A 22239-nucleotide genomic window follows, 5' to 3' on the forward strand; every position below is an offset into this window, starting at 1 on the left:
TAAAAAAAAACAAATGCTATAAATTATTAAAATTTATAGCATTTTCATACTTATTTAGTACTTTCTCTATTAATTATTTTGTAATCTAAAACATATTGATCTTGTTCTAATGGCTTATTATTTAACATTTTTATTAACATTCTCATTGCTACAGAACCCATATCATAGCTTGGTTGTTTTACTGTAGTTATTTTTGGATAGAAATATGATGCAACTGCATTATCATTAAATCCAATTACACTTACATCTTCTGGAACTCTAATGCCTTTTTCTCTTAATGCATTAATTACTCCCATAGCAATTTCGTCTGAAGAGCAAACTACACCATCAAATTTCTTTCCGCTTTCTATGAATTTTTCTACAGCCTTATAGCCACTCTTAACTTTTAAATCCTTGAAGAATTCTAAATCTTCATCTACCTTTAAGCCATTCTCTTCTAATGCTTTTTCGTAACCTACCTGTCTATCTCCCCAAGCATTAACAGAACCTTTATTAAAACCAACAAATGCAATATTCTTTAAACCTTTATCAATTAAACTCTTAGTTGCATTATATGCTGCTTCAACATTGTCAATAATTACACTTGGTAATCTACCTTCTTTATCTCTTGATTCAGCAAGAACTGTTTTTAAATCAAGTTCATTAATTATATCTAGAGTTTCTTCCTCTAAACAAGAACTCATATATATAACACCATCAACCATTTTTTCTTTAAGTACTCTTAAGTAATCTTTTTCTTTATCGTAATCAAAATCTGAGTTACATAATATTACATTGTAATCGTAAATATTTGCAACATCTTCTGCTCCTCTTACTATCTCAGGATAAAATCCACTTGAGATATCAGGAACTAATATTCCAACTGTTTTTGTTCTTTGTGTCTTTAAACTTCTTGCAACTATATTAGGTCTATATCCTAATTTTTTTATTGCATCTAATACTTTTTTCTTTGTATCTTCATTTACAACATCTATATCATTTAATACTCTTGATACCGTAGCTATTGAAACGCCAGCTTCTCTAGCAACATCTTTTATAGAAGTAGCCATATCCAACATCACTCCATTTTCTATTTTAATTATTAATTATACCTTTTTTTCCTATTTAATACAATGAATTTAACCATTTTTTACACTAATTATTTAAACAATTTGCCTATAATACTATTATTTGAAAAAAGGGTAGGAATTATTACTTAATCCCTACCCTTTATAACAAATCCATTAATTATTTTATAACTTCTACATTCATCTTTAAATTTTCGCCATTGATAACTGTATCTGAATAATCAACTTCTTCATTGTAAACTATTTCTTGAGTTAAGGTTTCTTTCTTTATTACTTCTGCATATTTTTTAACAATATCTAATAACATATCATTATCTGCAACATATAACTTAATTTTATCTGCAACCTCAAACCCTTTATCTTTTCTCATATTTTGAATCTTAGAGATCATTTCTCTTACATGACCTTCTTCTCTAAGTTCATCTGTAATATTTGTATCTAAAACAACCCCAATTGAACCTTCACCAGCAAATGCATAACCCTCTAGCCCTTGCATAGTAACTAATAAGTTTTCCTTATTTAATTCAATTTCATTTCCATCAATATTTATAACTACTACTCCACCATTTTGAATAGTTTGAGCTAATTCCATTTGGTTTCTAGCAGCAATTTCTTTTCTTATTGCTGGTATTAACTTACCATAAGCTTTTCCTAATACAGGTAGGTTAGGCTTAATTTCAAAGTTAACATGAGTAGATAGGTCAGCACCAAATTCTACTTCTTTGATATTTAACTCATCAGTTATTATATCATCATAATATCTTGGAAGTGAATCAGTAGAAACAAGCATCTTTGAAAGTGGCTGTCTATTCTTAATATTAGCCCCATTTCTTGCACTTCTTCCAAGCTTAACTATAGTATAAGCTAAGTCCATTTCCTTTTCTAATTCCTTATCAATAGCCTTTTCATCAACTTCTGGCCATTTGCATAAGTGAATACTTTCTTCAGCGTTCTTATCTAATCCAACAACTAAGTTTTGATAGATATTTTCTGTTATAAATGGAACAAATGGAGCTGCAACTTTTATAACTGTAGTTAATACTCTATATAATGTTACATAAGCACCTATCTTGTCATCTGTTAATTCTTGAGTCCAGTATCTTCCTCTATTTCTTCTTACATACCAATTTGATAACTCATCTGTAAAGTCTTCAATAGCTAAAGCAGCTTGAGTTATTTGATATGAATCTAACATAGAATCAACATCTTTAACTAAAGTATTTAATTTAGACATAATCCATTTATCCATTACATTTTCTGATACAAAATCAGAGTATTGTAGAGGATTGAATTGATCTAATTCAGCATATAATACATAGAATGAATAAACATTCCATAATGTTCCCATGAACTTTCTTCCTGCTTCTCCAACGTCATCTACAGAGAATCTTGTAGGTAACCACGGTGCACTTGCAGTATAGAAGTGCCATCTTGTTGCATCAGCACCTTGTGAGTCTAATACAGTAAATGGATCTACAACATTTCCTTTTGATTTTGACATCTTTAAGCCCTTCTTATCAAGAACGTGACCTAAAACTATACAGTTTTCAAATGGATTTCTATCAAATATTGCAGTTGAAATTGCAAGTAAAGTATAGAACCATCCTCTTGTTTGGTCGACAGCTTCTGATATAAATTGAGCTGGGAAGTTTTGATCAAATAATTCTTTATTTTCAAATGGATAGTGTAATTGAGCAAATGGCATTGATCCTGAATCGAACCAGCAGTCAATAACTTCATTAGTTCTTGTCATTTCCTTACCACACTTTTCACATTTTAAATGAACATTATCTATATATGGTTTGTGTAATTCTATATCTTCTGGAACATTGACTCCCTTTTTCTTAAGTTCTTCAATGCTTCCTATACATTCTTTGTGACCACATTCACAATTCCAAATTGGAAGTGGAGTTCCCCAATATCTATCTCTTGAAATACCCCAGTCAATAACATTTTCTAAGAACTTACCAAATCTACCAGTTCTAATGTTATCAGGATACCAGTTGATCTTATTGTTGTTTTCTAATAGCTTATCTCTAAGCTTAGTCATTGCAACAAACCAGCTTTCCTTTGGATAATAAAGAAGTGGTGTGTCACATCTCCAACAATGTGGGTATGAGTGCATGTGTCTTTCAGATTTAAATAGCTTATTGTTTTCTTCTAGCCATTTACAAATGCTTTCATCACATTTCTTAACGAATTTACCAGCCCATGGAGTAACTTCTTCTACGAATCTACCTTCTCTATCAACTAAGTTGATGAAAGTAATTCCATTAGCTTTAGCTACTAAACTATCGTCTTCACCGTATGCTGGAGCTATATGAACTATACCAGTACCATCTGATAAAGTAACATAATCACCATGAATAACTTCAAATGCTTTTCCTTCTACTTTACCAAAAGGCATTAATTGTTCATACTTAGTTCCTAAAAGCTCTTCACCTTTGAACTCTCTAACTATTTCGTATTCTTCACCTAAAACTTTATCAGCTAAATCTTTAGCTAAAACGTAAACTTCATCTCCAACTTTTGCTTCAATATAAGTATAAGCTTTGTTTATACATAAAGCTAAGTTTGAAGGTAATGTCCAAGGAGTTGTTGTCCAAGCTAATATATACTTGTTTTCTTCTCCTACAACTTTAAATTTAGCTATACAAGTTAAGTCCTTAACATCCTTATATCCTTGTGCAACTTCGTGAGAAGATAATGCAGTACCACATCTTGGGCAATATGGCATTACTTTGTGTCCTTCATATAAAAGACCTTTATCCCACATTTGTTTTAATGCCCACCAAACTGATTCAATATATGGATTATGATAAGTAACATATGGATTCTCCATGTCTACCCAATATCCAATTTGGTTAGTCATTTTTTCCCACATACTTACATAAGTAAATACGCTTTCTTTACATTCTTTAACGAACTTTTCAACTCCGTATTCTTCGATTTGCTCTTTACCAGAAATACCAAGTTTCTTTTCTATTTCAAGTTCTACTGGAAGACCATGAGTATCCCATCCAGCTTTTCTTATAACTTTATATCCCTTCATAACCTTGTATCTTGGGATTATATCTTTCATAACTCTTGTTAAAACGTGCCCAACGTGTGGTCTACCATTTGCTGTTGGAGGCCCATCATAGAAAGTGAAATATTCACCATCTTGATTCATATCAAAATTCTTTTTTATAACATTTCTTGCAGTCCAAAGGTTTGCTATTTCTTTTTCAAGTCCAACAAAACCATTTGGTAATTCAACTTTATTGTACATAAGAATTCTCCTTTCTTTACGTTTATCAACTATTAAAATTATTCTCTTAAAGACATATTTTAATCCTATTTTTTATGAAACTCCTTCTCCTATGGTCGAATTAATTCATTACTATGTAACTTCAAGTATCCAATTCAAATTTTGAAGGCTCATTTAAAATAAAAAAAAACTCCATCCCAAAAGGACGAAGATAATTCGCTATACCACCTAAGGTTAATAAACTCATAACTATTCTATGAGCATTATTTCAGATACTTTCATACCTTATCCCTTAACGCGGGCAAACGTGATAACTTAATTGTATAAAACTTTCAGCCTCAAACTCCTAGGTGATTTTCCTCTAATCTTCTTATGATTTCACACCAACCAATCACTCTCTTAAAAGAATAAATCAAAGTACTTATCCTAATCATAGTCTTTAATGAATTCATTATATATTATTAAATATTGATTTGTCAATTGCACCCAAAACTTTATTTTCATTATTCTAATAAGTAAGAAATTAAAGATAAAGATTAAAGATAAATGCTTTTACTTTCCTTAATTATTATTTCTTATTTTTTATGTATTAACTAATTGATGGATAATTATTATTATTTAATATTTATTGTTGACTATTTTAGTATACTATGATTTAATATAGTTGTTGAAACGTATTACTCAAAAATTAGTTTACCTAATAATTAATTTTTGTGTTTCCTAATATCTTTGTATTTTGGAGGATCTATTATGGAAAATAATTTAAATGCTGATATCCTTGATAAAATCACAAAAACTTGTACGTGTAAATCTATATCCAGAGCTAAAATTAAGGAATCCATAAAAAATGGAGCCCATACCGTTGATGAGGTTTCTAAAGATACCGGTGCTTGTACTGGAAGTTGCCATGGCTTTAGATGTAAATCAAAGATAGAAGATTTAATTAGAGATTATTCAAAATAATACCCTGATCCCAAACTCCCCTATAAATTTAACGATTTAAACCACTTACTCTGTAAGTGGTTTTTTTATTATAATTAATATTATTTAATTTTTAATTCTTCCCATAATATATTCATCTTCATATTTTCCATTTCTAATAGCTGCACATTTCCTAGTTCCCTCTATTTCAAAACCAAATGATTTATATAAACTTAAAGCTCTTTTATTATCAGTAAACACCCCTAATTCTAATCTTTTAAGCATTAACCAATTATCTGATAAATCAATAACAGTTGACATAAGCTTTTTGCCAATTCCCTTTCCTTGATAATCCTTATGAACCATTATCCCTATACTTCCACAATGCCTTAACCTAGGATTCTCTGAAACATGTAAACCTATAGTTCCTATTATTTTGCTTTCTTCATTTTCAATTATTTCTGCCACATACATATGCGCATTATTATTTAAGTTGCTTATAAAATTTTTGCTTCTATCTATTCTTTCACTAGTTATTCCTAATATATTTTCTCTAACTCCATCCATGATCCTTAATGCATTAATCCCCTCAGCATCCTCTATTTTTATTGGCCTTATTTTTATATCCATAGTTTTTCCTCCTAACTCTTTATACACTTACTATTCTTTATTAACTCTAACTTCTCCTTTCTCTTTAACTGTTTAATTGCATATTCACGCTTCATAGCTTCTATTTTATCTTCAAACACTTCAAAATAAACTAATTCAACTGGTACTCTCGCTCTTGTATATTTTGCTCCTTTTCCATCAGAGTGTGCCTTTATCCTTTTTTCTAGATTGTTTGTCCACCCCGTATATAAACTATCATCATTACACCTTAATATATAAACATAATTCATATAATACCTCTTTAATATTTCTATATTATTTATAATTATATCTATGACTAACTATATTTTCTATAATTGTTGTTAATACTTAATAACAAAGTACATAACACTAAAGCAATAGTTGTGTTATAATCTTATGAGAATTAACAGAAAAGGAGCAAATAATATTATGGCATGTAAATTTTTCTTACATCAAGGAAAAAACAAAAGAGCTGAACAAGGCCGTCCTTGGATATACATAGATGAAATAAATGAATATGATGGTGATTATGAAAACGGAGATATTGTTGAAGTATATAATCATAAAAACTACTTTATAGGAAAAGGTTATATTAATGATAGAAGTAAAATAACTATCAGAATAATGACTAGAGATATAAATGAAGAAATTGATGAAGCTTTCTTTAAAAGAAGATTTGCTGAAGCATGGGATTATAGAAAAACTGTAATTGACACATCATCTTGCAGATTTATATTTGGAGAAGCTGATTTCTTACCTGGTTTAACAGTTGATAAATTTGAAGATTACTATGTAATTCAAATATCTACTCTAGGAATGGAGCAATATAGAGATTTAATAGTTAAAATACTAGTTGAAGAATATGGTGCTAAAGGTGTTTATGAAAGAAGTGACATAAAAACTAGAGAAATCGAAGGTTTAGAACAAACTAAAGGCTTCTTAACTGAGCCATTTGATACTAATATTCAAATTATCGAAAATGGAGTTAAATACATAGTAGATTTAGAAAATGGTCAAAAAACTGGATTTTTCTTAGATCAGAAAGAAAATAGAGCTGCTATGCATAGAATATGTAAAGGTAAAGATGTTTTAGATTGCTTTACTCATACTGGATCTTTCGCATTAAATGCTGGAATTGCAGGTGCAAAATCAGTTCTTGGAATAGATGTTTCTCAACATGCTATAGATTGTGCTACTAGAAATGCCGAATTAAATAACTTACAAGATACTGTTAAATTTGAATGCCATAATGCATTCCATGTTCTTGGAGATTGGTCAAGAGAAGGAAGACAATATGATGTTGTAATTTTAGATCCTCCTGCCTTTACAAAATCAAGAGGCACAGTAAATTCTGCTATTAGAGGATATAAAGAAATTAACCTTAGAGGTTTAAAGATGGTAAAACCAGGTGGATATTTTGCTACATGTTCATGCTCTCACTACATGAATGAAGAACAATTAAAGAAAACAGTTCTTGAGGCTGCACATGATGCAAGAAGAACTTTAAGACAAATTGAAGTTAGAACTCAAAGTTCAGACCATCCAATCCTTTGGAATTCTGATGAATCATACTACTTAAAATTCTTTATTTTCCAAGTAGTATAAAATTAATTTCAGGTGACAAGTTAAGTTAGAAACTCCTTAGGGAGTTTCTAATATATATTATAAATTCGGCCTAAGCTGAATTTATTCATTAACTTGCCATTTGTCACTTACCAAGCTTGATACCCTTATTAAATTTATCACTTAATTGATTAATTATAGACTTTTCATTATATTTCATTGGTTCTACAGTTGGAAATAAAATACTCATCCTAACTAGATAAACTCCAATAAAAACAATAATAGCTCCAATTAATATCTGCTTATAATATTTTCTATTTAACATTATTAATATTCCTATAACAAAAGGCATCCAAAATAATGGATGTAATTTAAATGCTCCTATAAAATTACCATTTAATACAGCTATTATTGCCCTAGTTATTCCACAAGAAGGACAAGGCGTACCTATTAGGCCTCTTATTAAACAAATTGTTCCCGTTACCTTAGAAAATTGATTTAAAATTAAGTAAATAATAATCAACCCTATTCCCATACTAAATATAATCTTTATACTTAAATTCTTATCATATTTCTTCATATCATTTAATAATTACAATATGGTATATCATCTTCTTGATAATTTAGATTATTGTAAATTTCTTTAAAATTTTTATTATCTTCAGAACTTATCTTATACCATTTATCATCTATATTCATAATATCATCTTGAATTATTATAGTGTGATTAACTCCAACTCCACTAGTTTGAATTAGAAAATTCCAATCATTTATATCTTGCTTTTCAACTTCTTGTTTAGGAATTTCATTAATAAAACCAATAATAAGTTCTATATCTGTAATTTTATCTATAGCCTTATATTTATTATCATTTCCCATAGATTTAATAACAACTTTGCTTATATTGCTGACATCTATAAGACCATCATCTATACTATCTCTCAAATTTAATTCTGATTTTTGAGTTTCATCACCATAATCTTCCTCAATACTTCTAGATTCTCCGCTATCATACATTGCTACTTCTGGAGTATTAGTACTATATTCTTCTATATTGTTTTCTGCACTTCTTAAAATATCAGATGATTTATTTAAATTAATATTACTATTTATTGATATTGCTGTTAGGCAAATAAATGCAAAACATGCGGCTGTGGCCCAAACCCTTTTATTGCTATACCAATTTTTCTTTTTCTCCAAATTTACCTTATCTAAATTGCCCAGAGTTTCTTCAATCTTATTATCAAATGATTTTGGTAAAATAAATTCTTTATCTTCCATATGACTTTTATTCTTTAAATATTCATCAAAATTATCCATGAAGCTCCTCCTTTAAAATATTATGTAACTTTTCTTTTGCTCTAGATAATCTAGATTTAATAGTTCCTTCTTTTACGTTTAAAACCTTTGCTATATCTTTATATTTCATATCTTCAAAGTAAAATAATATAGTTGTTGTTCTTAAGTCATCCTCTAGTAAATTAATTGCATTATATAAAGTTAAATCCTTATAACTATCATTAACGCTTATATTTTTAAAATGCTCCTTATCTACAGCTATTTCTCTAGCCCTTTTTTTATATATATTATTGCTTTCATTAATAACTATTCTTATTAACCACGTTTTAAAAAAAGCTTCATCCTTTAAAGTATGTATATTCTTATATGCCTTTAATATAGCTTCACTAACAGCATCCTCTACATCCTCTTCTTTGTTTAATATAGATTTAGCTACTCTATATACTGCTACCTTATTTAATCTTATTAGCGTACAAAATGCCTCTTTATCTCCAGCTTTTGCTCTTTTTACTTCCATTATTAATTGATCTTTACTGTAATCATATATCGAAGCTTCCAAAACTTTCGCTCCTTTCCTCTCCATTTGACAATTATTTGTCCCACTTTGTTCCATAAGTAAAATTAGAAATCTCAATTTGCTTAGTCGAATTTATACCTACCAACATAATAAAGTTAGTGTTCTCATAATATATTATAAAATAAAAAGCGACTGTTATAAAAAAACAATTCATACAGTCGCTCTATATCACCCTATAATTTACTTAAAATCTTTGCCTTGCCAAATATCATTGTCTACAAGTGCTTTATCAATATCATTTAATACTTCCCATTTCTTCAGGCTCCACATAGGTCCAATTAAGCTTGCTCTCGGAGCATCTCCTGTTAATCTATGTACAACCATTTCTTCTGGTATCATAGCAATCCCTTTGCAAATTAAATCTATGTAATCTTCCTTGCTTAAAAGCTTTAACTCCCCACTTTCATATTGCTCTACCATTTTAGTCCCCTTCATTAAATGCAACAAATGAAATTTAACTCCTTGTGATCCACTATGAGCAACATAATCTACAGTCTTTAGCATATCCTCCTTTGTTTCACCAGGAAGTCCAAAAATAGTGTGAACTACAACTTCAATTCCTCTTTTTTGTAGTTCTTTTATGCTTTTATCAAATACTTCTAAATCATATCCTCTATTAAAATTGCGTGCAGTATTATCATTTATAGTTTGTAATCCTAACTCAACCCAAAGATATGTTTTTTTATTAAGCTCTTCAAGATAATCTAAAACATCTTTATCTAAACAATCTGGTCTTGTTGCTATTGATAAAGCAACAACATTTTTTTGAGCTAATGCCTCATCATATTTTCTTCTTAATTCTTCAACAGGAGCATAGGTATTTGTGTAGGCTTGGAAATAAGCAATATACTTTCCATCTTTCCATTTCTTCTCCATCATTACCTTTCTGTCTTCAAACTGCTCACTTATAGATAATATTCTGCTGCCAGCATAATCTCCTGATCCTCTTGCACTACAAAAAGTACATCCACCTTTAGCCACTTTTCCATCTCTATTAGGGCAAGTAAATCCCCCATCTAATGATATTTTATATATTTTTTCGCCGAATTTATTTCTTAGGAAATAATTTAAGCTGTGATACCTTTTTCCATTCCATTCCTTCATATTTTTTCTCCTTAAAATCTATAAATTATATATTTGATATAATTTAAAATAGAGGCAATGCTAATTGCATTAACCTCTTTTATGTTTTTCTTTATTATAAAATACTTATTAACTAATTACAATTTAATCATTTCATTGCTCTTTAAATCTAAACTATACTTTCCTGTTGTTTCATCAGTAGTTGAATCACTTTTAAATACATCAAAAATTACTTTATCATCATCAAAATATTGAGCTTTAATATTGTATATCTCTGGCTTAAATATCTCATTAAATTTTGTATCTACAGCTTTTCCATCTTCAGCTTTATATATATTTAATCTACTTAATCCATTTTGATCTCTAAAGTTTACAGCTAAATTATCATCTTCTTTAGAAAATATAAAATCATCTATTTCTGAATTATTAATCAAATCTACAGATATAACTTTGCTAGCAACTGGCTTTTCAAATGCATCTTGGATTTCTCCTCCTATTTGTGAACTTTGTGAATCACTATTTAAATCAACTACATCTGTTCCTCCATTCATTAAAGTATCATCAATATACGCAATACAAATATATGAATTTTTATCATCTATAGTTGAAATAGCAACTTTCTTACCTGTAAAACCTAAAACAACTTTTCCAAAATTATTATTAGGCACTTTTTCTTTATAAAGCATCATTTTATTTTTACTTAAATAGGTATCCTTTGGTATATTATTTAAACTAATAACCAAACTACTCTTTCCACCTTTATCACCAATTATCCTAATTGCGTTATTTTTTATATATAACTCTCTTTGTGATTTTGATTTTATCTCCCCGATAATATAGTTATCACCATTTCTATTTACCTTTATAGTGTATTGTTCTAAATCACTTTTAGGTTCAATATTAGAATCCCTAATAACATTAAATATATAATATGCAAACTCACTACTTGCTACAGTTTTATCAAGTTGAAAACCAGTAATATTCGATACTCCCTCTGATAAGTTAATAGTACTATCTACAAGTTCCTTATCACAAATTTCTGTTGCACCATTTATATCACCATTTCTTATATTAATTAAGTAATCTGTAGCTAAATCCTTTCCCTTAAAAACATCAAATAAATCTAAGACCTCCTCTTTAGATTCATTTGCATTTGAACAACTAATTAGTACACTAATTGATAAAATTAATATTCCACTTAAAATCCTTTTAATGCTAATCATATTAATCTCCTTACAATTATTCTGCTTTTAAATTTATTTTTCCTAATAACTTATACCTTATTCACAAATAAAAAGAATAATTATACTGTAATCCTTATATATTAGATATTAGAAATATATTGGGGGGATGTGCGTGAAGAAGGATTTTTCTAAAATTTTTCAAATTGCAGTTGTTTTTATAGGAACCATTGTTGGAGCTGGACTTGCATCGGGTAAAGAAATTACTCAATTTTTCACTTCCTTTGGTTTGACTAGCTTTTTCGGAATACTTTTCTGTGGAGCATTTTATATATTAATGGGATCAATAATAGCTAAAATAAGTATTAAATATAGTCTAAATTCCTATAGTGATGTTCTAAAAATAATAAGTCCTAATTTGCTAGGTAAACTCACAGGTGTAATTACAACTTTTTATCTTATTTCAAGTGCTTCAATAATATTGGCTGGTAGTGGTGCTTTGATTAATCAATTTTTTGGAATTCCAAAAATAGTTGGATCATTAATAATGCTATGCCTTGCCTCTGTATTTTTACTAAGGGGTACTGATGGACTTATTGAAGTAAACTCATTTATTGTTCCGTCACTATTAGGAACAATAACACTTATCATAGTTTTATATTTTTTATTTTGTAGAGATTCTATATCTTTTCAATTTATATCTTCATTTGAACCACCTAAAAAAGGTGTTGCAGTTTCTACTATCCTTTATGCCGGCTACAATGTTCTTTGCTGCTCTGGAGTTTTAGTACCTTTAAGTAATGAAACAAAAAATTCTAAAACTATGGTATATGGAATTGCATGCGGTGCTTTAGGATTAACTTTATTATCAAGTGCTATTAACTTATTACTACTAGCAAACCAACCATATATATATGAATTAGAAATTCCTTTACTTTTAGTTGCTCAAAGATTTGGAAGTGTGGTTCAAGCATTACTTTTGGTTATAATTTGGCTTGAAATGTTCTCCACTGAAGTATCCGATGTATATTCAATAAGCAAAACTCTTGAACAATCATTTAATATCAAGTTTAAGAAGGGAATATTTATTGTATTAGCTGTTGCTTTACCAATATCACAAATAGGTTTCTCAAATCTAATATCAACTTTATATCCTCTTTTTGGTATTTTGAGTTTAATCTTCATTACACAGTGCATTTTCTTTTATCATAAAAATAAATCTGAACTTAATAATTGAAAATAATAGGTTAGCATTTACTTGTAATAAAACTTGTAATTGCTAACCCATAAAATCATTTTATAATTTTTACTAATCACCAAAATAATTAAATCTTGGTATTTCATTTGAATTTATAATATCAAATGATATTGGTGGTATAAATATCTTTTGTTTACAACTTGATCTAAGCTCCGCTATTTTAGTAACCCCAACATAAACATCTGAAATTTTATACCAAGTTGCATAATCTACAACACCTGTTTGTGGTAAATTAAAAACGCCTTGAAATACTGTTACTGCCTCTTTTGTCTTATCTCCATAAACCCCATCAACTGCTAATTTAGGTATTAATGGATAATTTTGAGCTATCCTATTTAATTGCTCTTGAATAGTTTGTACTGCATCCCCACTAGATCCAACGGTTAAATCATATCCTGGATATGAGCTTGGACTTCCTTCAACAACTTCAGCTGTAACTAATTCAATATCACTTCCATAAAATGATGTTAATATTTCATATGGAGATTTTCCCTCATCCCCCAAATACTTACTTCCCCATTGAGTCATCCAACCTGGACATTGAACATTTTTACCATCACAATATTGAGTTAATAACGGTTGCTTTCTACCAAATCTTCGTATATAAGTAGAGAATATATCATCTACAATGACACTTATACTCTCATATAAATTTCTTCCATAATTAAATGCATGATCATAAGCTGTTGAATTAGTTATATCAAAATTTTTACCTTTTCCTCTATACCATTCTGTATAAATCCTATTTAATGTAAATGATATAATTGCATATACATTAGCTCTGATAGTACTTTCTGGCCATGTTGAATAAATCTCACAAGAAGCTACGTTTTTAATATAATCCTTATAAGGTACTGTATAATTTGGTGCTGTTGTATTATTAGGTCCTCCTGCATGAACTGTAATGAATTCCGGAACTACAGGTTTTGGTAAAACTACTCCACTTGTTGGAGGTGGTAATAGTTTATCAACCTCTTCGGGTATTTTTGATGGATAATTTCCATTCAATGTATTAGGCTGAATATTTATCACATCTGCCCTATTACCGACCCTCCTTGATTCCTCAACTAAATTACATTGTTGAATTGCAATTTCATCAGGAAATATTTGTATACCATTAACGACTAATGATTGAAAACCTTGCCTTTCAATTCTTAAATCATAAAGACTATATGGTATATTTCCTGTTGGGTTCTGTGAATATTCTAATAATGGTGCTGATAATTCTATTACTTGCGATTCTCCAGACGAATTAGTTGTAAGTTCAACTTCCTTACTTTCTCCGCCTGATCCATGTGAAGATACCAATGTAGCTTTTATTCCTTCTATAGGAATATAAGTATCTCCAACAAAGCATTGCAACTTTAAGCCGCCCTTTTCTGCCATATATTACTCCTATATAAATTAATTCACTATATTAATATGCTTTTAAATTATATTTAGTGATTATTATAAATCTGTTGGCTTTCTAATAAATAAATTATTAACCCTATATTCTTGAAAGCCTCCATCAGATCTTGGTGTATAAGTTTCTCTTATTCTATCAAATATACCTTGTAAATCGAACATCCCATATCCCCAATCTCTATTAGGATAAATATCTCCTGGCCTTCCTTTAGCACCACTTATAATATAAGATTTTATCTGTTCTGAATATATATCTGGATAATTTCCATCACTAACTGCCCACTGAAGAATAAGAGCACAACATCCTGAAACGACAGCTCCAGCAACTGAGGCTCCAGTCATTAGTGAAGTCGTACCTCCTGGATTAGTTACTAAGGCATTAGTTCCTCCAGCTGCTATGTCTGGCTTTATACGCCCATCTCTTGTATAACCCCTACTAGATTCTGATAAAGTTGCGTTATTATTTTGATTATAATATGCTACTGAAATTGCTCCTCTTGATGTACTTGGTAATGTAAGAGTTGTATATTCAACAGGATTTAAAAACTTGGTTTCATTATCTATAAGTTCTCTTTGAGGTATCCAAGAATAATATTTACCGCCTACTATATATTGTCCTGTTAATCTAAATTTCCAAATGCCTGCTCTTAAATTATAAGCCCTTATAAAAATAAGCGAATCTCCTGTTGTTAATTCAGGAGAAGTAAAATTCACTATCATTTCAGTTTCTTCATATAAAAATTTAATTCTCTCATTATTTGTATTTTTAGATTCAAGATTATCTATAATTTCTCCCGTTGGTGATATAATAGATAGCTTAACTCTATTTGGTTTATCTATCCATATTTCTATCGGTAAATTTTTCCGTTTTTCACCAATTCTTATTTCTATATCTTTTACATCACCAACTCTTTCAATTATTCCTTCGGTATGAGTATCTGTATTACCTTGATTTCCTGTAGGAACAACAACTACAGTTGATGCCTGACTTGAAAAATTAGATATAGATGCTTCAATAATTCCATTACCAGTATGAGATCCCATATTACTTCCAAGCGGTATAAATACAACTACAGGTTTTTCTAATGCTCTTGCAACAGAAACTACATATCTTAATGCTAATAGCACGCTCCAAGGACTATAGGAAGGTACATCTGTTTTATCAATAAGTGCCGCATCAAGTTCAACCTTAGTTGCTCTAGCTAATTTAACAATTACAAATTGACAATCTGGGGCAGCTCCTTTTAAAGCAGGATTTATTCCTCTTCCTCCCATAATTCCACTTACCTTAGTACCATGACCTATGTCATCTTTAGATGGGACTATACTATATGGATCTCCACCTGTAGCCTGTAAGCTTATGGCTTTATTTATTTCTTCTTCCGTATATTCAATTCCATATTTTAATCCATATACTTCTTTATCTCCCTGTATAGTTTGATCCCATATTCTTAAAACTCTTGTAGTATCATCTTCCCTTTGAAATTCTTTATTAAGATAATCTATTCCACTATCTATTACACCTACCAATACACCTTTTCCATTAAGCCTTAAGTATGGATTATTATTAAATGTAGGAGCTCCACTAGCTTCCACTGGAGAAAGTTCATTCAATGTTAATATAGTTGAAATTTCCATATTAACTATTCTTATAACTAATTCATTTATTTCATTAATCTTATTTGCAGGTGTAATTATTACTGCAAAATTTGTTGATATCATTAAACCCGAAACTCCTGATACTTCTAATATATTTTTAAGATCATCTGAATCAGCAACTTCTACTAAAAGGAACACATTCTCTTCACTACTTGTATCATAATTAACATTTATTTCTTCTATTCCTTTAAAAGATTGATTATCCTGTCTATTTTTGATATCAATACTTCTAAATCCTAAGCCTAGCGTTTGAGATACTAAATTAATACTATTTCTTAAACAAAGTTCTCCATATCCCCATGCTGCATCTGGATATTGTATATCACCTCTTCCCTTTTTGGATCCTATAATCAAAAAATATTTTAATCTCTCTCCATATAAATATGGATCATTTCCATTAACTACACCCCATTGCATCATAAGTGCAGCAGCTCCAGTTACTTGTGGTGCTGCCATAGATGTACCTGTCTTTTTATCAAATCCTCTATTTGGTATAGTTGAATAAATTCCTTCCCCCGGTGCAACTATATCTGGTTTTATATATTGTCCATTATACATTTCTCCTCTACCGCTAAACGGTGATATAATATTAACCAAATAATTATAACTACCAACTGATATTACATTTCTAACTGTAGCAGGAATTCCTATTGTATTATAAGCAACTGGATTTAAAAATTTAGTATTAATATTTAACCCTTCTGAAATAGGTAACCACATGTCAAATTTCCCATCATATTCATTCACTTTTCTTAAAGTTATCTTCCATTGACCAGGTGATACGAACTCATTAATACCTGTTAACATAATGCCAATTTCTCCACTTACATCAAAAGGTTTAGGTCCAGTTAAATATATGGAATATCTAGAGTTACCTATAGTTCCTTCATTAAATCCTTCTTTTAATATTATTTCTCCTGTACTAAATCCACCTGGACAAAGCAACTCTATACTTACATCAGGCAATAATGATTTATATAAGTTTATTACAACTATAGATTCATCTGAGGAAATATTAAAATATACTTCATTTATATCTTCTAATGTTCCTCCTACATGATGTGCAGCTTCTCCTTCATTACCTGCTGCAATAACTATAGTTACTCTCTGAGTAGCAGATACCGTTGAAATATATTGTTCAAGTAAACTACTTCCGTTATGAGCTCCATCATTAGTACTTAAACTCATATTTATAGCCAAAGGCATATTTAGTTCTTTTCCTTTATCAATAAGAAACTTTATTCCTCGCATTATTTGCGTACTTAGTGCAAACCTACTTCTAGCAACCTTAACCATTGCTATTGAACTTTCTGGAGCCACCCCATAATACTTGGTATCTATATTTCCTCCAGCGCAAGCTATTCCTACAACATGTGTTCCATGTCCAGTAACATCAGTTGAACTAACTATTGAATATGGATCAGATGATTTAAGTGCTTCATTGATTTGCTCCTTAGTATATACCTTTCCACCTTGATCTAAATCATATATATATTCTATTCTAGTTGTTCCATCAGCATTTCTAAATGCAGGATGAGTATAATCTATTCCTGTGTCAATAAAACCAATTAAAACACCCTGCCCCTTTAAATTTGATGAATTTATTTGAGTTATACAGGAAGCTCTGTTACTTTCATAATCATTAGTATATAAGCTTTTTGGTAATTCAATATATTGGATTTTAGGACTTGTGGCTAAAGCTGTAAGATTTTCTATAGGAATCAATACTATCCCATACCCATATCCTAAATCAGTATATTTTCCACCTAAATTCTCTACAATTTGAGAAATCTCCTCTGGAGAACTGCCTGAAATTATACTTACCTCAACTTCAGTATCATTACTAGCTGCTAAAAAATTATTTGATATGTTAACTTTGGATAATATTGATTTAGGTATATTTTTTAATAGCCCTAAATTATTTTTATTACTTTCTATATTTACCACCTCATAATAATTCCTCTTAATAAATATATGTTTAACTCTATATATTTGAACTAGTGCATTTAAAAAAGTAACATTGCTAATTCCTTTATAAAAATATATAAAACTAAATCAATAAATTTTTTATTAGCCTCATTCAAAAAATTTTATTTAACACTAATCTAAAAGTTATCCACAGTTTCGATTAACTTATCCACATCATCCCCACAGCAATATATATTACTTTACTTGCATGAACTTTTAATATTTATATAATAAAAAAAGTGCCCATTGGCACTTTTCTATAATCTTATTTCAATTCTTTCTATCTTTGCAATAACTGCAATTTCTTTACTTTCAACAGTTTCAGTCATTAGAGCTCCCCCGTTGCTTACTAAAAGCAATTTAGAGTTTCCAAGACTTTTTATTTGCCTTATTTTTCTTTTACCTTTATAATCTACTAAAAATATTCCATTATTGCTTACTTCTTTAACTAAATGAGCAAATGCTAAATCGCCTTCCATCATTCTAAAACCAGACATTTCATTATCTTGAATTTGTAAATACATTACCTTATCTTGAGGATATCCTTCTACCTTATTTGAATGAATAGGTAATTCTATTTTTCCTAAAATATTCTTTAAATTATAATCGTAAATAGGAACATTTTTTAATACTGTAGAAAATGCATTATCCCAAATATCACTTGTTTCTATTTTAGTAGGCTTCTTATTGCTTTCCGCATAACTTTTTCTTTCTTCCATTAATGCTTCATCTGTTACAACCATACTAACATCATTTAAGTCTGTATTTAATATTTTGGCTGCTTTTTCTATAAATGATTCTTGTACAATTTTTCTACCAGTCTCTACTTCGTTTATAAATTTTTCTGCTACACCTAATTTTTTACCAAGTGCCTTTTGAGTCATTCCAGCCTTTAATCTAGCTTCCTTTATCTTTTCGCCAACTCTACTCATCTTTAATTTCCTTTCTAACCTTTGAATACCAATCTCTTTCATTCTTTAAATGCTTAATTAAGTAATTTACTTTCCAATTAATAGATTGCTCTGTTACTACGGCTAATATTCCATCTTTGATACCCTCTCGAGTATCATTTATTACTTTTTTCACTTCAATTTCTGTTAAGTTATTATAAAGTATTACTTTTTCTTTAAGTGGACTATTATTAAAAATATCTAATCTTAGTCCTGATAATATATCTCTTAAAGTCATTTCGCACATTTCTGGAGTTATTTCAATTATTTTATAGTCAAGCTTTTTCATATACTCTAAGTCTAAATTAGATAAACCATATACTAATATACACTTATTATTATTAATCATCTCAATCACCCCGATATACTTATAAAACTTCAATTTAAGGCTGCATCAAAAATATGATACAGCCTATTGATTTAACATGAAATTAAATATTAATCTTCTATTATTTCAGGTTCACCAAAGTTTTCTCCAAAAGTATCTACTGTTACTTTCTTCATAACTTGATCTTCATATGGTTTGTCACTATAATCTCTTTTAGTATTTACTATTTTATCAGCAACTTCTAGTCCTTCTATTAACTTTCCAAATGAAGCATATTGACCATCTAAATGTGGTGCATCTTCTACCATAATAAAGAATTGACTTCCTGCTGAATCTGGATGCATTGCTCTAGCCATTGATAAAACACCTTTTGTATGTTTTAAATCATTCTTGAATCCATTTCTTGAGAATTCTCCTTTAATGCTATATCCAGGTCCTCCAATTCCCATTCCTTCTGGGCATCCACCTTGAATCATAAATCCAGGTATTACTCTATGGAATATTAATCCATCATAAAATCCTCTATTTATTAAATCAACAAAATTCTTTACTGTATTAGGTGCTATTTCTGGATATAATTCAGCTTTCATTATATCTCCATTTTCCATTTCTATAGTAACTATAGGGTTTTTCATTTTATTACCTCACTTTCATTTTTTGGTATAATTTATTATTATCATATTTTAATATACTAATTCAATCTTTTATACAAATTTTCTTAAATTTTTAGGAAAACTAAGCTCTCTTCATTTACTGAGTAAGTTCGAATAACCAAATTAACAAGTAGTTAACTTCTACTAACTCAATCTAAGATTTATACCCTCAGTTAAAATTTAGAATCTTACTTAAGAAAAAAAGCCTCGATAATCGAAGCTAAATATATGATAAATATTTATGATATGAATTTATTTTTCTACTCTTTAGATGTGGTTATATTTTTCTATTGTTGAAATGCAGTTCCTAATACTACTCTTGAATAATCTCTATAGTTTGATAAATTTTTAACAACAACTTGTTTAAAAATGTAGTCTCTTCCGAATTTGTATATTAAGTCACTAAATAAGTTTATTAAAAATGTTGATGGTACTCTATCATATCCATCAAAATCTAGAATTACTCCTTGATCTAGGTTATTTCTTATTATTTCTCTTAATAAAATAGCATCTTCTATTGAATAATTATCACCTAATAAATCCCTAACTTTAATATTCATACTATTAATCCCCCTAAATTTTCTGAAAATTCTTTCTTTAATAATAATATATACAATTTTCAGAATATTGTCAACTATTTAACAATTATTTTTTACATTTATTTCTTCAATAAAAAAAAACGCCTTTTGGCGTTTTCTATTTTCTTTCTATTAACTTTAAACTTAAATCTATTACCTTTTGTTCCTCTAATGAATTATAAATTGATATTTCTCCCTTAGTAGATCTATTAGTTAATAAATTTTTTTCTTTTAATCTTCTTTTTATTTCTCTAGCTGTTCCTTCTCCACCATCTATAATGGCAATTCCACTACCTACAACTTTTTCTATTGTTTCTTTAACAAATGGATAATGCGTACATCCTAAAACTATTGATGCTATTTCTTCTTTTTTATATATACACAATTTATCTTTTAAATACTCTTCTAATTGACTTCCACTTAATATTCCTTCTTCTATAAATTCCATAAGTCCCGCACATTGTATTGGAACTATGTCCGCCTTGTCTTTGTATTTATTAAGTAACAAATTAAACTTTTCTTGTTTAATAGTCATAGGAGTTGCCATTATTAATATTTTGCCACCTTTATTCATTTCAACCGCTGGCTTTATAGCTGGTTCAATACCTACTAAAGGCAAATCAGGATATGTTCTCCTTAATTCACTTACTGCAGCACTAGTTGCTGTATTACAAGCTACAACTAATCCCTTAATTCCTTTATTCATTAAAAAATCTACTACATTAAATGTTAAATCTCTTATTTCTTTTGTAGGCTTTATTCCATAAGGAGCATTTTTTGAATCTCCAAAATATATATAATTTTCATTAGGCATTATCTTGATAGCTTCTCTCATTACACTTAGACCGCCAACCCCTGAATCTAAAAAGCCTATAGGCATATCCTTTTTATCCAAATCATCTCACTCCAATTTATATATTCCTTAATTTTATTTTATACCTTAATTAAGCTTAAATCCACTTTGATTTATTATAATATATAAATTATTATGCATTCTTTATGTAAATAATGAATTAGTTATTATTCATCCATGAAGGTATCAATACTCTATCGTTATCCATTAATTGTGTATTAATTAATTCTTGCTTTCTAAGTGATTCTCTTTTGGCTGAATTAATACTTAATAACTCTTCTGCTTCTCTTATACTCTTGGCTTTAAAAACCATTGTCCAACCATCCTTGCTGTATTTTCCAGCACACATTACATATTTATCTTTATTTTTATTTACTCCATTCATGCTATCATAAATGAAACTATTTAACTCACCTATATTCTTATAATTAACCTTTACAAATATTCCTCTATTTTCTTTCATACCGCACCTCCGAACAAACGTTCAATCATTGATTTAATAATATCAGAACATTTGTTCTTAGTCAACATTTTTTTACTTATTTAGAGGATTTTTTTACATTTTATAGAATATTATTTATGTGAAACTATTATTTATCATGCAAGGAGAATGTACTTTATGAATTTTAAATCTGAAAAATTTCAAAATATATTTATTATTATTTTGCTAGTTGCTACAATTTCAATTTTTTCAATTGATTTTATTCAAACAAAGGCAGATACTAATAATTCTATCGTATTAAAAGAAAAGAAAGCTATATTAGATGAAGAAATAGAAGCTTATATTCCTCCAGAAGAAGTTATAGTAGAAGAACCAACTGAAACTGAAATTAATACTTATAATAATGAAAATAATGATATTTATTATAGTGATGATGAAAATGATGATATAACAACAAGCAGCCCTAACAAACCAAGTTCCGGTAACAATTCTAACTCAATTACTGGTTCTGGAAGTGCTTCTGGTTCTCAAGGCAGTTCTGGTTCTCAAGGCGGTTCCGGTTCTCAAGGCGG

Annotated in this window: 21 protein-coding genes and 1 other annotated feature; of the genes, 4 read left to right on the forward strand and 17 right to left on the reverse strand. The window is 29.1% G+C overall.

What is annotated here, in order from left to right; translation table 11 throughout:
• Nucleotides 1–50: 50 nt before the first annotated feature.
• Nucleotides 51–1049, reverse strand: coding sequence for a LacI family DNA-binding transcriptional regulator (locus TY07_RS15120; protein WP_042401983.1), 999 nt, complete (start codon nt 1047–1049; stop codon nt 51–53).
• Between the two features lie 178 nt (nt 1050–1227).
• On the reverse strand, nt 1228–4338 hold the full coding sequence (ileS, locus tag TY07_RS15125) for an isoleucine--tRNA ligase (protein WP_042401986.1): 3111 nt from the start codon (nt 4336–4338) through the stop codon (nt 1228–1230).
• Between the two features lie 177 nt (nt 4339–4515).
• Nucleotides 4516–4760: a binding site (T-box leader), on the reverse strand.
• A gap of 307 nt (nt 4761–5067) precedes the next feature.
• On the opposite strand from ileS, the gene TY07_RS15130 reads away from it, so the two are divergent.
• Nucleotides 5068–5280: a (2Fe-2S)-binding protein gene (locus TY07_RS15130; RefSeq protein ID WP_042401988.1), complete on the forward strand. Its 213-nt coding sequence runs from the start codon at nt 5068–5070 to the stop codon at nt 5278–5280.
• An 84-nt stretch (nt 5281–5364) separates the two neighbouring features.
• Here TY07_RS15130 and TY07_RS15135 read toward each other — a convergent pair whose 3' ends face one another.
• On the reverse strand, nt 5365–5868 hold the full coding sequence (locus TY07_RS15135) for a GNAT family N-acetyltransferase (protein WP_042401991.1): 504 nt from the start codon (nt 5866–5868) through the stop codon (nt 5365–5367).
• 11 nt (nt 5869–5879) lie between these two features.
• A complete protein-coding gene (locus tag TY07_RS15140) occupies nt 5880–6137 on the reverse strand; it encodes a GIY-YIG nuclease family protein (RefSeq protein WP_042401993.1) in 258 nt (85 codons plus the stop codon).
• A 160-nt stretch (nt 6138–6297) separates the two neighbouring features.
• On the opposite strand from TY07_RS15140, the gene TY07_RS15145 reads away from it, so the two are divergent.
• Complete coding sequence (locus TY07_RS15145) at nt 6298–7473, forward strand: class I SAM-dependent rRNA methyltransferase (RefSeq protein ID WP_042401996.1); 1176 nt, start codon at nt 6298–6300, stop codon at nt 7471–7473.
• Nucleotides 7474–7576: 103 nt separating this feature from the next.
• Here the strand turns inward: TY07_RS15145 and TY07_RS15150 are convergent, their stop codons facing one another.
• From TY07_RS15150 to TY07_RS15170, 5 genes are all read right to left on the reverse strand, one after another.
• Nucleotides 7577–8011 carry a DUF2752 domain-containing protein gene (locus tag TY07_RS15150; protein ID WP_042401999.1) on the reverse strand — a complete coding sequence of 145 codons (435 nt, stop codon included), beginning with the start codon at nt 8009–8011 and terminating at the stop codon, nt 7577–7579.
• A gap of 5 nt (nt 8012–8016) precedes the next feature.
• Nucleotides 8017–8751, reverse strand: coding sequence for a hypothetical protein (locus TY07_RS15155; RefSeq protein WP_042402001.1), 735 nt, complete (start codon nt 8749–8751; stop codon nt 8017–8019).
• Nucleotides 8744–9289, reverse strand: a complete 546-nt coding sequence (locus TY07_RS15160) for a sigma-70 family RNA polymerase sigma factor (protein WP_242833271.1) — start codon at nt 9287–9289, stop codon at nt 8744–8746. The genes TY07_RS15155 and TY07_RS15160 overlap by 8 nt, the downstream gene beginning before the upstream one ends.
• 198 nt (nt 9290–9487) lie before the next feature.
• A complete protein-coding gene (gene mnmL / locus TY07_RS15165; protein ID WP_042402006.1) occupies nt 9488–10411 on the reverse strand; it encodes a tRNA modification radical SAM protein MnmL/YtqA in 924 nt (307 codons plus the stop codon).
• A 116-nt stretch (nt 10412–10527) separates the two neighbouring features.
• Nucleotides 10528–11613 carry a hypothetical protein gene (locus TY07_RS15170; RefSeq protein ID WP_042402010.1) on the reverse strand — a complete coding sequence of 362 codons (1086 nt, stop codon included), beginning with the start codon at nt 11611–11613 and terminating at the stop codon, nt 10528–10530.
• A gap of 133 nt (nt 11614–11746) precedes the next feature.
• Here TY07_RS15170 and TY07_RS15175 point away from each other — a divergent pair, with 133 nt between their 5' ends.
• Nucleotides 11747–12808 (forward strand): YkvI family membrane protein, encoded by a 1062-nt coding sequence (locus TY07_RS15175; RefSeq protein WP_042402013.1) that lies wholly within the window; start codon nt 11747–11749, stop codon nt 12806–12808.
• A 72-nt stretch (nt 12809–12880) separates the two neighbouring features.
• Here TY07_RS15175 and TY07_RS17860 read toward each other — a convergent pair whose 3' ends face one another.
• The 8 genes from TY07_RS17860 to TY07_RS15215 form a co-directional block, all read right to left on the reverse strand.
• Complete coding sequence (locus TY07_RS17860; protein ID WP_042402015.1) at nt 12881–14215, reverse strand: peptidoglycan-binding domain-containing protein; 1335 nt, start codon at nt 14213–14215, stop codon at nt 12881–12883.
• 63 nt (nt 14216–14278) lie between these two features.
• Nucleotides 14279–17842 (reverse strand): S8 family peptidase, encoded by a 3564-nt coding sequence (locus TY07_RS17865; RefSeq protein WP_042402017.1) that lies wholly within the window; start codon nt 17840–17842, stop codon nt 14279–14281.
• A gap of 278 nt (nt 17843–18120) precedes the next feature.
• On the reverse strand, nt 18121–18795 hold the full coding sequence (locus TY07_RS15190; RefSeq protein ID WP_042402018.1) for a helix-turn-helix domain-containing protein: 675 nt from the start codon (nt 18793–18795) through the stop codon (nt 18121–18123).
• The gene (locus TY07_RS15195; protein WP_042402020.1) at nt 18788–19162 is read right to left on the reverse strand and encodes a DUF3783 domain-containing protein; all 375 of its coding nucleotides are present in this window, start codon (nt 19160–19162) and stop codon (nt 18788–18790) included. Before TY07_RS15195 ends, TY07_RS15190 begins: the two co-directional genes overlap by 8 nt.
• Nucleotides 19163–19251: 89 nt before the next feature.
• Nucleotides 19252–19776, reverse strand: coding sequence for a peptidylprolyl isomerase (locus tag TY07_RS15200; RefSeq protein ID WP_042402023.1), 525 nt, complete (start codon nt 19774–19776; stop codon nt 19252–19254).
• A 305-nt stretch (nt 19777–20081) separates the two neighbouring features.
• Nucleotides 20082–20354 (reverse strand): STAS-like domain-containing protein, encoded by a 273-nt coding sequence (locus TY07_RS15205; RefSeq protein ID WP_042402027.1) that lies wholly within the window; start codon nt 20352–20354, stop codon nt 20082–20084.
• A gap of 136 nt (nt 20355–20490) precedes the next feature.
• On the reverse strand, nt 20491–21267 hold the full coding sequence (gene murI / locus TY07_RS15210) for a glutamate racemase (protein WP_042402030.1): 777 nt from the start codon (nt 21265–21267) through the stop codon (nt 20491–20493).
• A gap of 118 nt (nt 21268–21385) precedes the next feature.
• Nucleotides 21386–21688: a hypothetical protein gene (locus tag TY07_RS15215; RefSeq protein ID WP_042402031.1), complete on the reverse strand. Its 303-nt coding sequence runs from the start codon at nt 21686–21688 to the stop codon at nt 21386–21388.
• A gap of 156 nt (nt 21689–21844) precedes the next feature.
• Here TY07_RS15215 and TY07_RS15220 point away from each other — a divergent pair.
• Nucleotides 21845–22239: hypothetical protein (locus tag TY07_RS15220; protein WP_042402034.1), on the forward strand; the 395-nt coding region annotated here is incomplete at its 3' end.

The sequence above is a fragment of the Clostridium saudiense genome (assembly GCF_000577815.1).
GTDB lineage: Bacteria > Bacillota > Clostridia > Clostridiales > Clostridiaceae > Clostridium > Clostridium saudiense.